At 43.6% G+C, this 14650-nt stretch carries 11 protein-coding genes; 7 read left to right on the forward strand and 4 right to left on the reverse strand.

The genetic code is table 11. The features are described 5' to 3' along the window. Positions 1 to 28: 28 nt before the first annotated feature. Together FIB07_08300 and FIB07_08305 are read right to left on the reverse strand one after the other, a co-directional pair. On the reverse strand, positions 29 to 4429 hold the full coding sequence (locus tag FIB07_08300; protein ID NJD52851.1) for a hypothetical protein: 4401 nt from the start codon (positions 4427 to 4429) through the stop codon (positions 29 to 31). A 197-nt stretch (positions 4430 to 4626) separates the two neighbouring features. Beyond that, the gene (locus FIB07_08305) at positions 4627 to 4785 is read right to left on the reverse strand and encodes a rubredoxin (GenBank protein ID NJD52852.1); all 159 of its coding nucleotides are present in this window, start codon (positions 4783 to 4785) and stop codon (positions 4627 to 4629) included. A gap of 99 nt (positions 4786 to 4884) precedes the next feature. Between FIB07_08305 and lipA the strand changes: the two genes are divergently transcribed. The 6 genes from lipA to FIB07_08335 are packed head-to-tail and all read left to right on the forward strand — an operon-like array spanning position 4885 to position 11262. Next, the gene (lipA, locus tag FIB07_08310; protein ID NJD52853.1) at positions 4885 to 5763 is read left to right on the forward strand and encodes a lipoyl synthase; all 879 of its coding nucleotides are present in this window, start codon (positions 4885 to 4887) and stop codon (positions 5761 to 5763) included. Between the two features lie 44 nt (positions 5764 to 5807). After that, on the forward strand, positions 5808 to 6863 hold the full coding sequence (gene pdhA, locus FIB07_08315; protein ID NJD52854.1) for a pyruvate dehydrogenase (acetyl-transferring) E1 component subunit alpha: 1056 nt from the start codon (positions 5808 to 5810) through the stop codon (positions 6861 to 6863). Positions 6864 to 6865: 2 nt separating this feature from the next. Beyond that, positions 6866 to 7837 carry an alpha-ketoacid dehydrogenase subunit beta gene (locus FIB07_08320; GenBank protein ID NJD52855.1) on the forward strand — a complete coding sequence of 324 codons (972 nt, stop codon included), beginning with the start codon at positions 6866 to 6868 and terminating at the stop codon, positions 7835 to 7837. A gap of 25 nt (positions 7838 to 7862) precedes the next feature. Beyond that, complete coding sequence (locus FIB07_08325) at positions 7863 to 9122, forward strand: 2-oxo acid dehydrogenase subunit E2 (protein ID NJD52856.1); 1260 nt, start codon at positions 7863 to 7865, stop codon at positions 9120 to 9122. Next, entirely contained in the window at positions 9123 to 10529 is a 1407-nt protein-coding gene (gene lpdA / locus FIB07_08330; GenBank protein NJD52857.1) for a dihydrolipoyl dehydrogenase, read from the forward strand. It begins immediately after the preceding gene. A gap of 37 nt (positions 10530 to 10566) precedes the next feature. Beyond that, on the forward strand, positions 10567 to 11262 hold the full coding sequence (locus tag FIB07_08335) for a hypothetical protein (GenBank protein ID NJD52858.1): 696 nt from the start codon (positions 10567 to 10569) through the stop codon (positions 11260 to 11262). 55 nt (positions 11263 to 11317) lie between these two features. On the opposite strand, the gene FIB07_08340 is transcribed toward FIB07_08335, so the two are convergent. After that, complete coding sequence (locus FIB07_08340; GenBank protein ID NJD52859.1) at positions 11318 to 12238, reverse strand: hypothetical protein; 921 nt, start codon at positions 12236 to 12238, stop codon at positions 11318 to 11320. Positions 12239 to 12243: 5 nt separating this feature from the next. Beyond that, the gene (locus FIB07_08345; GenBank protein ID NJD52860.1) at positions 12244 to 13350 is read right to left on the reverse strand and encodes a hypothetical protein; all 1107 of its coding nucleotides are present in this window, start codon (positions 13348 to 13350) and stop codon (positions 12244 to 12246) included. A 325-nt stretch (positions 13351 to 13675) separates the two neighbouring features. On the opposite strand from FIB07_08345, the gene FIB07_08350 reads away from it, so the two are divergent. Next, the gene (locus FIB07_08350; protein NJD52861.1) at positions 13676 to 14632 is read left to right on the forward strand and encodes an alpha/beta hydrolase; all 957 of its coding nucleotides are present in this window, start codon (positions 13676 to 13678) and stop codon (positions 14630 to 14632) included. Positions 14633 to 14650: the final 18 nt, after the last annotated feature.

Here is a 14650-nt window from a genome sequence, read left to right on the forward strand (position 1 = left end):
GCCCTCTTTAATTATTTTTTTATAATTTTCATTTACGCTCTAATTTTTTTCGTATTGCCTCAAAGCTTATCTTGTTTTTCGCAGTCAGCAGATATATGGCGATTGCCCCTAAACCTGTAACCAGCGCCGCAATCAGTATCAATCTCCAGATAAGAGGCGCCGGTTTTACTTCTAATAAGCCTTTCTGTCCAAGGATCTCTACAGTATAGTTCCCTGCCCTGGCTTCTTTTCTCGTGAAATTAATGTCCTTTATCTCACCCGGAGCAAGAGTAACAGACCTGTTATCCACTGAGGTGCCATTAATTATGAGCTCTACAGGAAGCGTGTCTTTTTTGGTGCCTGCATTTGTGATATTGGATTTGATTACAGCATCTTCGTCAGTAAAAACCACATTGGGAGTGATATTTATATCAAGGGCCTTATACTCGGAGAAGGGCGCCCTGATGTTAATTTCCCTTGTAACATTGATATAATCTGTCTTTGATGCGGATAAGTTATGAATGCCGCTTGTATTTAGCGTGTAGTTCAGGGCACCGCTGATATTGGTAAATCCGATAGTCGTATTATCAAGGCTCACAGTTGCATTGCTGACATTCGTGTTATTTGAAGTGACCAGTATTATTATGGTTTCAAACTGGTTGGCCCTGGCAGGGGCATCTATGCTCAGCTTGCGTTCGATATATTCCAGTACTTCTATATTCCTGGTCGCATTATCATACCCGGACATGGTTGCGGTTATATTATAAGTACCTTTCAGGGTTTTTGGAAGAGTATAATTAAGAGTACCATTGATGGAGGTCTGGCCAATGTTAGAAGAATTAATTGCAAGCGTCGCGCCGCCTACCGGGTTCCCGCCTGCAGTAACATTTATATTTATAGTATCACCGGCAGTTGCCCGGGCCGGGGCATTTATTATAAGCCGGCTGGCAATCATCTCTGCGGTCACATCCACGGCAAAGTAAAACCTCAAAGAATTATCAGTAGTGTCACCAACTTTCACTGTGATATTTCCCATCAGGTTTTCATTCGTACCTTTAGAAAGGCTGATACTCCCATCATTACTCATTTGTATGTTATCAGTTCCCACATTCCTGACTACCATCCTGCCGAACCTGTTCCCGGCAGTAATAGTAACATAATTCTCGGATACCTGGAACAAGCCTCTGATAAATGCGGACTGTATTTCCTGTCCTGAAAATACATTATCAAATCTCATCAATATTAAAGGAATATCCGGGCCGCCTGTATTCTTTGTGTACACATAGGTCTGGCCTGCTGAAAGCGGAGCTACATCCACCTCAACGCCATCTTTTAACAGGGATAAGAGTATCGTCCTTGCATTAAGATCTATGTCTTTTGCTTTCAGAACATATCCCTCTTTCAGGGCTATAGTACCACCTACCGAGAAAGTGCGCCGGGTATCATCATCAATCAGTATCTTATGTAATTGACCACCCGTGATTACACTTACAGGATCAATGCTTGTACCAGGCGGTTTGCTGTTGGTGGTATAACCTGCAAAATACTTATCTGCCATAAACCCGATAACATCATAGCTTCCAAACCCGCTGTACCCGAAGTCTACTTCCTGGGGTGTGGTCGTGTACAGCAAGCCCCCATCCGGGATGGTCCTGCTACCAGCCAGAGGCGCAGTAAGGCGCAGGGTTTCCTCCCCGATACCCTTGTCCAGGTCATAATAAAACCCCAGGACTGTCTTCCCTATATTCATTCCGAAGTTATACGGAGTCCATGTGTCAACAGGATCGCTTTCCCTGTAAACATTGCTTCGTACTTCAAATTCTCCTGTTCTTTCTCCTGTTCTTTCAACAGATAGAGCAAAACGGACATCCGGGCTATCTGCTACGATTATCTTTAAATCTCCCATCAGGTCTATCTTGTTCTCTGCACCAAGACTCAGGGACGCACGATTTCTCATCATTATACTTTCATCGCCGATACTGGTTATTTCCATAATACCAAAGTCATTCCCTGTACTTACCGTATCATAGTTCTCGGATATCTGGAATAATCCTCTCAGGAACGCAGTTTGTATCTCCTGTCCTGAGAATACATTTTCAAATCTTAGCAATATTAAAGGAATATCATTTTTTGTATATACATATGTCTGACCTGCCGAGAGCGGAGTTGAGTCTACCTCTGTCCCGTCTTTTAAAAGAGATATTAACATTGTCCTGGCGTTAAGGTCGATATCTTCAGCTTTTACAACATAACCGTCCTGAAGAGCCAGGGTGCTTCCCAGAGATATTGTGCGTCGCGTGTCATCATCAATAAGCACCTTATAGAGATGTCCCCGGGAAATCGTATTAACGGGATCAATGCCTGATGTCGGTTCCGGAGGTTTTGTATTTGCGGTGTATCCTGCAAAGTACTTATCTGCCATGAACCCGATAACGTCATAGCTCCCAAAACCGGCATACCCAAAGACCACTTCCTGGGAGGATGTAGTGTAATTGATGTTGCCCCTGCTTATTGTTCTATCTTTATAACCATTCATTGACATCGTAATACTTTCATCGCCAACATCTTCGTTAATATCATAATAAAACCCGGAGAAACTCATAGAATCCCAGGTATAGTTAAGGGAGAACTCATCCGGTTTGCTTCCATCCCAGATGCGATTTCCTTTAAAGAAAGTTACCGGATGTACTGTCACGTTCCATGCTCGCGAGCCTGTCCCATTTATGTTTTCAGCCTCTGCTACTATTGAGTAATTTCCTATCCTGGTTGAATTGAAAGTGAAGTTGGAGTCTCCTCCTGCAGGAATAACCAGGGGACCCAATGACGTATTTCCATTTACAGTCCAGTTAACGGTCGCTGCCTGGTCAATACTTATATTGAAGACGATCGAGTCCCTTACAGTGATCTCTGTAGAAGGCTCCCGGATTATTGTAATATTGGGCGGCGGGTATATCCCGGCAACGACAAGAGGAAGACCGGATACGACTCCAGTTACTGTATTCTCGTTCATGTTAGTGGTCATGTCTTCCCAGGCAGAGTCGTTCAAAGCATACAGGCGAACGTTGCTCTTATTAAATCCATCCGGAGGTCGTGTATAGTTCAGGCTTATAGTTACAGGACCTGTGAAGTTTGCAGTTGTTGTTATGTTTATGTATGGTCCGAGCGGCATAAAGCCTGGAACCACAGGAGAGGTTTTTTCGGGTGATACTGTCGTGATCCCTTCTTCCGTAATGTTTGCAAAAGTGACTGTGACCCCCGGGGGCAATGCTAAAGGTGTTACCTCGCTCCCAACCGGGGTATTTGTCGTGGTACCAGTACTGGTAGGCCAGGGCTGTATTGCTTTATTACCAGAAGTATCAACCGCAATCACGGAAATATTATGAGCCGTGCCCTGAATAAAGCCTGTACCATTATAATAATTTAATGACGCCGGGAGAGTATCTTTTAATGCTCCGTCTATCAGTATTTGTGTACCGTTAAAGCTTTCATCCTCCGGGGTATCCCATGTCCAGTTTATATATTTCGGCCCTGTCGCTATTATTGTTAAGTTGGTGACATTCTCCGGGGGGTTCTTTACATTCCATATCCAGTTGCTTGATGATGTACCGTAAATACTTGTGAATACTGCTGTAATGTTAAATGTTCCAGGGACAGCGCTGATGTTAGTATAGTTTGCAGCAGTTACATTTGAGTTATTCTGAACCACAGAGTCATTTATCAGCCAGACCACATCTCCTGTCTGATTTACAGTAATGCTGAACGTTTGTGGCGTACCAACAAGATTATTCACAGGACTTTTGGGATCCGATGCTAATATAGAAGGCGAACCTGGCACAGTCACAACCCAATCCCAGTTCTGGGTGGCAGTGCCGTTGTCATTACTGGCTACAGCTGTTACATTCCATGTTCCCTGGGATGCACTTGAGTTGGTATAGCTTGAAGCAGTTACGCCCGTATCGGCCCCAGCCTGAACACCATTGATCAGCCATATTACGTTCACGGTCTGGTTTACCGTGATGTTGAAGGCTCGAGTGGTTCCAATAACATCTGACACCGGAGTTGATGGGGAGTATGAATTTATTACGGGTCCTCCGGGTTCCACTGGGGTTGATGTAACATTCACGGTGGGGCTGGCAGTAACATTGGCAGTGGCGTTAGCGGTAGCATTTATCGTTGGGGTAGGAGTAGCCGTAGCGTTAGCTGTTGGTGCAACGGTAGCATTAGCAGCATCATTTGCAGTTGGTGCAGCAGTGGCATTAGCAGCAGCATTATCTGTTGGAGAGGGGATAGGAGGTGTAGTTACTGTGTTTGTTGAGGTTGCTCCAGATACTGCTTCTATCGCCCTGATGTTGTTGAGATCAGCCTCAAACATATGTCCGGCAGGTATATATACCAAGCTCAAAAGCATCAGTACAGAAATGATTCTGCTAATATCCCTTTTAAGTATCATATCCGAACCCTGGTTCAATTATCTTATAATCTTCATTTCCAGCCCCACGACCCGTTTTGTTCGGTTTAGTATTCTGAAGATCGCTATTTATAACTTTATCACGTATGTTATATAAGATTTCCTAAAGCCAATTTTATAAATATCTTATCAAATTAAATAAAAAATAAGAAAATCAAGTCTGTTTGAGATAATGATTGTTAAGTCATTTTCTCAAACATATCTTTTGCTACCCCGCACACAGGGCAGACCCAATCATCAGGAAGATCTTCAAAAGCAGTTCCCGGCTTCGCTCTCGGCGGATCCCCGGCCTCAGGGTCATATACATAACCGCATACCGTGCATCGATATTTTATCATTTTCTCACCACCTGATAGTCGTATATTTCACACCAATATATTGATGGCAACAAATCCATATATAGTTTATCAGGTGTTTAAATTATGAGGTGAGTAAATGTGAGTGCTTATGTTGCCAATAAGCCCGAATGGCTTAAAATAAGACCCCCGTACGGGGAAAAATTCGAGGACATAAAAAAAATCCTTGAGGACTTAAAATTGAACACAGTCTGCAGGGGTGCAAGGTGCCCGAATATCGGGGAATGCTGGACTCATGGCACTGCCACTTTTATGATACTTGGCTCGATATGCACGAGAAACTGCAGGTTCTGCGCTGTGAAAAAAGGAAAGGAAGGAGAGACCCTTGACTCTTCAGAATCCGGAAGGGTTGCGCAGGCTGTGGAAAAGCTGGGTCTGGAATATGTTGTTCTTACATCAGTGGACAGGGATGACCTGCCGGATGGCGGAGCGATGCATTTTGCAAACTGCATCAAAGAAATTAAAAGCCTTGATGAAAACATTATTGTAGAAGCCCTGATACCGGATTTTGGGGGAAATGAAGATCGCCTTCGCAAAATTACAGACGCTCATCCTGATGTTGTCGGGCATAATATTGAGACTGTCTGGGAACTCCAGGTTCATGTGAGGGATATCAGGGCAGGATATACTTTATCCCTGGAAGTGCTCAGTAAATTAAAACTGTTGTCTTCCTCCGTATATACCAAATCTTCCCTGATGCTTGGGCTTGGGGAAACGGAAGATATGATCACCAGAACTATGGATGATTTGAGATCCGCAGGTGTAAGTATCCTAACACTGGGTCAGTACCTGAGACCTTCCGCAAAGCAGCTTGAAGTAAAAGAATATATATCCCCTGAAAAATTCGTGTATTATAAAAAAATAGCAATTGAGAAAGGATTTATCCGGGTTATGAGCGGACCATTTGTAAGAAGCTCGTATATGGCCCATTCAGAAAAGATTAAAAAGGTTAAGAGCTAATTTATCATCGGGGTGAAAAGTTGCCAAGACAAAAAATCCTGGATATGAGTGTGGATTGGCTTTCTATTCTTGACGCACAGGGTAATGTGGATGAGAGCCTGGAGCCAGAAATGGATACGGAAACACTTGTAAAATTCTACAGGACTATGGTGCTTACCCGTATGTATGATGATAAAGCATTGAAGCTCCAGCGCCAGGGGAGGATGCTTACGTTCGGTTCTTCGCTGGGGCAGGAGGCGACAGCTGTAGGAAGTGCTTTTGCCATGAAACCCGATGACTGGTTTTTCCCGGCTTTCAGGGAGCACGGCGTCCAGATAGCAAGAGGCATTCCCCTCTCACTTCTTTACATTTACTGGATGGGTTCTGAAGATGCAAACCTCAAGCTTCCCCAGAAGAACTTTCCTGTGGCAATTCCGGTTTCTACCCAGGTTCTCCATGCCGTTGGGGCAGCATGGGCAGCGAAGCTTAAGAAACAGAACATAGCTTCAGTGGTTTATTTCGGGGACGGGGCAACTTCGGAAGGGGATTTTCATGAAGGTATGAATTTTGCTGGCGTATTCAGGACACCGACCGTTTTTATCTGCCAGAATAACCAGTATGCCATATCCCTTCCCAGGGAAAAGCAGACCGCATCAAAAACACTTGCACAGAAGGCTTTAGCGTATGGTTTTGAAGGCATACAGGTTGATGGCAACGATATTCTGGCAGTGTATAGCGCAAGTTTAGCCGCGCTTGAAAAAGCCAGGTCGGGTGGCGGCCCTACAATGATAGAGTGCTTCACTTACCGCATGGGTCCCCATACAACATCCGATGATCCTACTAAATACAGACAGGCGGCAGAGGTCGAAGAATGGAAAAAAAAGGATCCCATAAAACGTCTGCGAATATACCTTGAAAAAAAAGGCATCTGGGATCAGGGCCGCGAGGATGCCATGATAAAAGAAATCAGTGGGGAAATCGAGAAGGCAGTTGAAGAGGCTGAAAGCTATAAACCGGAGGTTGGGAACATGTTCAAATATGTGTATGCCCAGATGCCCCCGCACTTAAAAGAACAGATGGATGAACTTGAGGGCTTCATCTCAAAAAAGAAGAGGGAATAAGTATGGCTAAACTCAATATGGTACAGGCGATCAATCTCGCCCTTCATGAAGAAATGGAAAAGGATCCAACTGTCCTGGTCATGGGCGAGGATGTGGGTGTGGATGGCGGCGTTTTCAGGGTCACAGAAGGTCTTTTTAGTAAATTCGGAAGCGAACGCGTGATCGATACGCCTCTTGCAGAGTCCGGGATAGTAGGGACAGCAATAGGCATGGCAGTTTCGGGTCTCAAGCCCGTTGCTGAAATACAATTTGAGGGATTCAGCTATATGACCATTGACCAGCTTGCAGCCCATGCTTCCAGGATAAGGTACCGGTCGCGTGGGACATACCATTGTCCCCTTGTAGTAAGGGCGCCTTATGGGGGAGGTGTGAAGGCACTGGAACACCATTCAGAAGCCGTGGCGACTTTTTATATTCACATCCCGGGCTTAAAAGTGGTTATTCCCTCAACGCCTTATGATGCCAAGGGACTCCTTATTTCCTCTATAAGGGACCCTGATCCGGTTATGTTCTTTGAGCCCAAAAAGCTTTATCGCGCTTTTAAGGAAGAAGTACCGGAAGGCGAGTACATTGTCCCGCTTGGAGTGGGAAAGAAGATCACGGAAGGAGAGGATTTGACACTTATAGCCTGGGGTGCCATGGTCAGGGTGTGCCAGGAAGCCCTTGAACAGGTCAAAGATCTCAGTGTTGAGCTTATAGATTTACGCACGCTCTCGCCCCTTGATGACAGGATCATTATAGATTCTGTAAAAAAGACCGGCAGGGCGGTTATTGTCCATGAAGAACCAAGGACACTGGGTTTCGGGGCAGAGATCATAGCAAGGATTAACGAAAAAGCTCTCCTTTCCCTTGAGGCGCCTATCAAAAGGGTGACAGGATTCGATGTTCCGGTACCATTGCCCAGGCTTGAGGATTATTATCTGCCGGATGCCTCGAAGGTAGCTGATGCTATAAGAGAGGTTGTGGCTTTTTGAGTTGAAAAGGTGAAAAGGTGAAAATATGGTAGATGTGAAATTTCCGGATGTTGGCGAAGGTGTGACCGAAGGTACGATTGTCAAATGGCTGGTAAAAGAAGGAGACGAAATCAAGGCTGACCAGGCAGTTGCAGAGGTAGAAACAGATAAGGCAATAGTTGAAATACCTTCACCTAAAGCCGGGAAGATATTGAAACTTGTTGGAAAAGAGGGGGATGTGATAAAAGTCGGCAGCACTCTTGCTTCACTCGCTGCGCCCGGAGAAGCAGAAGTAAAGAAGCCTGAAACCGGGGCTCCTGAAAAACCAATTAAGGCTAAACCTGAAGTAAAACCGCCTGAAGCTAAACCTGAATTTAAACCTCAGCCTGAACATATGCCTGAAAGAGTCTTAGCTGTACCATCCACAAGGCGCCTTGCAAGGGAACTGGGGGTGGATATATCAAAGGTTAAGGGTACGGGGCCGGGGGGAAGAATTACTGATGAGGATATCAGGGAAGTAGCTGAAGCTCCGCAGGCGCCTGAGGCTGCACCAGTTGAAACTGCCCCGGAAATAACACCGGAGATAACGCCGGAAATAAAAACACTTGAAGAGAGAATCCCGATAAAAGGCATCAGGAAGACAATAGGCGAAAGGATGGTTCTCTCGCTATTTACGGCTCCCCATGTTGTTTCCATGGATGAGGCAGATGTTACTGAGCTTGTCAAACTCAGGGAAAAAGAGAAAAAAATAGCCGAAGAAAAGGGCATCAAGCTTACGTACCTTGCATTTATTGTCAAGGCAGTGACCGTTGCGTTGAAACAGCATCCATACCTGAACGCCTCTCTTGATCCGAAGAAAAATGAAATAGTTCTTAAACGGTACTACAATATAGGGATAGCAGTTGACACTCCCGAAGGTTTGATGGTCCCTGTTCTCAAAGATGCCGACCGCAAGAGCATCATGGAACTGGCACAGGTGAGCGAAAAACTCGCGCAGGAAGCAAGGACAAGGAAGATCAAACTTCCTGATCTTAAGGGAAACACTTTCACAATAACTAATATAGGCAGTATCGGAGGGATTTTTTCTACGCCCATTATCAATCCTCCTGATGTTGCCATACTTGGCATTCACAGGATAAGGGACATGCCTGTTGTAATAGATGGGGAGATAAAGATAAGAAAAATACTGCCTCTTGTCCTGTCGTTTGACCACAGGGTCCTGGACGGCGCGCAGGCTGCAAGGTTCATGAACACCCTTCTTGATCACCTTAAAGACCCTGATCTGCTTCTGCTGGATGGGGTATAGATGGTAATGGGAGATATCGTCACAGGCTGCGAGGTTCTTGTAGTCGGCGGGGGCCCGGGTGGTTATACGGCAGCCATCAGGGCATCACAGCTTGGCAAGGATGTAATACTGGTTGATAAATATGACCCCGGGGGCACATGTGTTTTCCGCGGATGCATTCCTTCAAAAGCTTTAATCCAAGCTGCCAATTTCATTTACGATATAAAGAATCCGGGAGACAGGGGGATAAAGGGTTCAGTCGAATTTGATTATAAAAATATCCAGAAGTGGAAGTACGAGGTTATAAAAAAGTTAAGGAACGGCATAGGAAGCCTTTGCAAAAAATATGGCGTGACGGTGATAAAGGGCGAGGTTTTTTTTGAGTCCCCTGATAAAGCAAGAATTACGTTACAAGATGGGGAAATCTCAACCATCCGGTTTGAGAATGCAATAATCGCAACGGGTTCGTATCCCCAGGAGTTACCGGGGTTTCCTTTTGACGGCAAATTTGTTATAAACTCGAATGAAGCTCTCGGCCTTATGAAGATCCCGGAAGAGTTAGTTGTACTGGGCGCAGGTTATATCGGTGTTGAACTGGGGACGATGTTTGCCAAGTTTGGGAGTAAAGTAAAAATTGTGCAGCGTTCTTCCCGGATTCTTTCCATGTTTGATAAAGAACTGGTTGAAGTAGTAAGCCAGAAAATGAAAAAGCTGGGCATGGAGATATATAATAATTCCATGCCGCAGAAACTGGATACGGAAAATAATAAAGCCCTGATAACAATTGTTGATGATAAAGGGAAGGAAACGCAACTTAAAGCTGATAAAATACTTGCGGCCGTTGGTGTGAAACCGAACACCGGGAATCTGGGGCTTGAAAACACAGGGGTTGAACTGGATAAAAACGGTTTTATCATGGTGGATGAAAAACGGCGTACTACATATCCAAAAATATTTGCGGTGGGTGATGTTGCCGGACCTCCATACATTGCCAGTAAAGCTTTCAGGGAAGGCAAAGTTGCAGCAGAAGTGATAGCGGGTAGCCCGAGTGCTTTTGATAACAGGGCAATACCGCTGGCTGTTTTTTCAGATCCGGAAATAGCCTCAGTCGGCCTTGATGAAGAAAGTGCCAGGAAAAGCGGCTTTGAAATAAAAACTGGCAAGTTTCCTTTTCACGCATCAGGAAGTGCCCTGACCATGAACAGGACAGAAGGCTTTGTGAAAGTAGTTGCAAAAACAGACGGAGAGATACTCGGTGTACATATAGTGGGGGCAAACGCCTCAATGCTGATAAGCGAGGCATCGCATTCCATAGAGATGGCTGCTTTTTTAGAGGACCTGGCAGGAACGATGCACCCGCACCCAACCCTTCCCGAAGCGCTTGCCGAAGCGGCAGAAGCGGCATTGGGAAAAGTGATTCATATATGATTATTTTAATTATCCGGTTAAGATATGGAGGATAAGAATGTTCATCGGTCATTTCGGAATCGGATTCGGGGCGAAGGCGGCTGCGCCGAAGGTATCGCTGGGTTCACTATTCCTGGCGTCGCAGTTCATAGACCTGCTGTGGCCTGCATTGCTTCTACTCGGTGTGGAGCGGGTAAATATTGTTCCCGGAATAATGAGGGCGTCACCGCTCGAATTCGTTTATTACCCCATATCTCACAGTCTGCTTGCGGTACTGTTCTGGGCGCTGCTGGTTGCCGGAGCCTACCAGTTTCTCCGCCGTTACCCACGCGGTGCCCTGGTCCTTGGATTAGCGGTAGTCAGCCACTGGATGCTCGATGCCATTGTTCATCGTCCCGACCTTGCGCTTTACCCCGGAAGCTCATATTTTGTGGGTTTTGGCCTTTGGTCATCTTTATGGGGAACTCTTGCGGTGGAGCTCCTGATTTTTGGTGTCGGTGTAGGATTGTATATTCGAACAACCGAACCTGTTGACAGGACAGGTGTCTTTGCATTCCGGGTCCTGGTGGTCTTTTTACTTATGATATACCTGGGGAACCTGTTCGGTTCCCCGCCCCCGAATGTCACAGCGCTGGCATGGATAGGACAGGCACAGTGGATTCTGGTCCTCTGGGGCTACTGGATAGACCGGCATCGCCGCCTGGTAGATATTAATGATAGGCGAGAAGTCCATACTTTAGAAAAAGGAATGTAGTGAACCTGAAAGAGTAGACAAATTCCTAAGATTAAAACATCATCAACAACATATTTTATATGATATATCCATTATTTCTCAGTATGTTTATCCAATGTGTTGAGCAACAACATAAATTAGTTTCTATTTGTGTTCCTACTTTCCATTTGTCCGATATCTTTTCATGAACACCATGGTCTGTTACCACAAAGTCTACATTATCATGTAGAAACAACGAAAGTTTGGTAAAGTCTATATTATCTTTGAAATCCTGAACTTTATACGACTCTCCGAAAGCATAGACCTTTATATATTCACCTATATCTTTATTAAGTTCTTGGATTTTCCGAATAACCTCTGATCCACCCCTTGGATGAACAATATCCCCTCGTTTATTTATACTCTCAATACCAACGAAAATACTTTTTATTTTAAATTGTATTTCCTTTTTTTCGATTGCTTCAATAGGCAGAATATGGCATTTTAATCCTTGAAATCCATAATCTGCCAGTAGCTCAGCTTTCAAAATCTCCTCGTCACCTGGAGCTTCACTACTCCTTATCAATATTATGTGCAATCCTCTTATATTCTGAATATTATCATCTATTATCCGTTTCAAAATGATTTTCAAAACGGCGCTGTATCCAAATGTAAGACCTACAGCAATGGATCCACTAAAGTCAATTCTATTTTGTGACCTATTCCACCCTATAAATTTATCACCTATCTCTCTAAGAGCATCCTCTCTTAATCCTTCCCAATTCCCTAAATATTTTTTTTCTCTCAACAGGTCAGATGATATTTGATTTCCGTAACATTTCAAAACTTTATTGTAGATATTTAGCTTACCATTCTCCATTTTGAATTCGCCAATACTGATGTTATTGATCGATATATTTACCAATGTTTTATCAGGATTTAGTTTGAGAAAAATGGAGTTCTTTTCATCAGATATGTCGATGGTTCTACCGTCGTTGCTCTTATTTATTTTATCCATTCTAATCATTCCACATTAAAATTTTGTTTTAGAAATTCTATTAAACTGTCACCATCTTTTCCTGGAATTTTGTCCAAACTAAACAAATTTTCATTATCGACAAACTTTAATCCTAATAACTCACTGATTGAGAAGCCCTTTCTTGAGTTTGCAAATTGAATTAACCACTTCATATCTTCAATATTTTCTACTCTTGCATCTGATAACAATTTGGTTAGTTTGGAAAGAGCATTTCCCGTAGAAGATTCTTTAATTATTTCTATAAGCATAGGTATAGCCCATTTTCTTCTATCAAGCTCCTCGATCCATTTAATCTGGTTTTCAACACCATCTCCTTTTTTAAGGATTTTATCACAATTATCCTGTATTTTTTTCTCATGACGACGCATTCCAACAACGTCTCTATCTTTTTTGGCCGCTACAAATCCCTCTATACTAACCTTGATTTGGTCATATGAAGAAATTAGTTCTTTACTTATTTTTTGATTTATGTCAATTCTGGTATTAATCAAATCTTCAAACGATTCGCGAGGTATTCCAAAAGAATCGCTTACTCCCGTAATCAGAATATCCAAGTAATTTCCCCTCCTCTCATTCTTTTCTGAGTTTTTCTTATTTATACTTGATATCAAGAATAATTTTTTGCGTAATTTTTCAAGCATATCAATGTCTTCTGACCTGACATAACGTTGAATATCTGATATCTTTTTTTGTTGTTTTATTAAACCAGGTGTATTTTCTAACCACATTTTGACATCTTTTGCGATGAATGGTATAATTCTTGGATTACTGCCATAAGCATCGACTATAATTTTTGCTCGTTTGGCTGAAGGGTACATCAGTTTGATTGTAGAAAAAATGATTAAGAAAAATAGTATAAATATTATACCAAAAATAACATTTATTGGATTGGTAAAAAATTCACGATTTAATTGAAAGTTTGGTCTAAAATTTGTATAGATACCCCAAAGTATAGTGCTTATTGTGAAAATTAGAGAAAAGAGTGTTGAAGGGGTACTGATATCTAACCTTAAGTAAAAAATGAAAAGACGAATTCTATCAAGAATTGAAAATACAATTTTAGATACAAAACTTCTATATCCATAACTCAAAGTCTACATCTCAAAATTATTTTATGTTGAAGTGGTATTAATAATTTGTCTTTTTGTTTTCGCTTTGTTATTAAAGGAGGAAATCCAAGTCAACCAACAAATCTCAAACCTAAGAGCATCTAACGGGATGCTCCCGATATCGGTCGGGAGTTGTGACTGCATCAGTAGAACCTCATGCCCGAAAACGTAACGGGAACCAAAACAACCATGCTCAGGACAGAAAAAGGCGTACAATCTGGAAGAACTTAAAAGTGTTCTACGATACATATTAATAGCCGATTCAATAAACTATATTTGGGAATTATTGGAGCGTTAGACTTTACTTATGTCCCGATTTTCATTAATAATTACAATTCTGGGCGGTATCATGGCAGTAATCTTTATTGTGACCTACCAAAGCTATCAAAGCGACATACGTACAGCACAAGAGCGGGTTATGTCAGGAAGCCAGGTCATCGAGACCAAATGCGGTCCGATCGAATATGCCACAATAGGAGAAGGTCCTCCTGTGCTTGTGGTGCATGGGGCCGGGGGTGGGTATGACCAGGGGTTGTGGGTAGCACGGGATAATGTGGGCGAAGGCTTTCGCATTATCGCCCCTTCGCGCTTTGGCTACCTGCACACGCCGCTTCCTCAAGATGCATCCCCTGCTGCCCAGGCAGATGCGCATGCATGCCTCCTTGATTCACTTAATATAAGTAAGGTAGCTGTCGTGGGCATCTCGGCCGGGGCGCCTTCATCTATGCAATTTGCCCTGCGCTATCCTGAAAGGACTTCTTCTCTGGTGTTGATAGTGCCCGGGACTTATACCCCCGAAAACCCCGTTGAAAGCCCAAGCCCGGCACCTTTGCCATTCGTATTTAGTACTATATTCAAATCGGATTTTCCACTGTGGGTTGCAATGAAAGTAGACCCGTCAAGTGTGCTCTATGCCTTAGGCGTGCCTCCATCATCCCAGTCCAGGCTCACGGATACACAACAGGATGAACTCATGAGTAGTCTGCTCCCATACAGTCCGCGTATAGATGGGATGGTTAATGAGGGTAAGGTTTTCTCAGCCCTTGATCGTTATCCACTTGAGAATATTACTGCGCCGACACTGGTGATTAGCGCTGCCGATGATCCGTGGAAAACTTATGATGCAGCTAAATATACTGCTGAAAATATACCTGGTGCGAAATTCATTGGGTTTGAAACCGGCGGTCATTTACTGATTGGACAGGAGGAGGAAGTGCGGTCAGAAGTAGCACAGTTTATAAAGCGGCATGCGATCGCCGGGTAGCTGAAACAAATCTTACCA

The organism is Candidatus Methanoperedens sp. (assembly GCA_012026795.1).
Lineage (GTDB): Archaea > Halobacteriota > Methanosarcinia > Methanosarcinales > Methanoperedenaceae > Methanoperedens.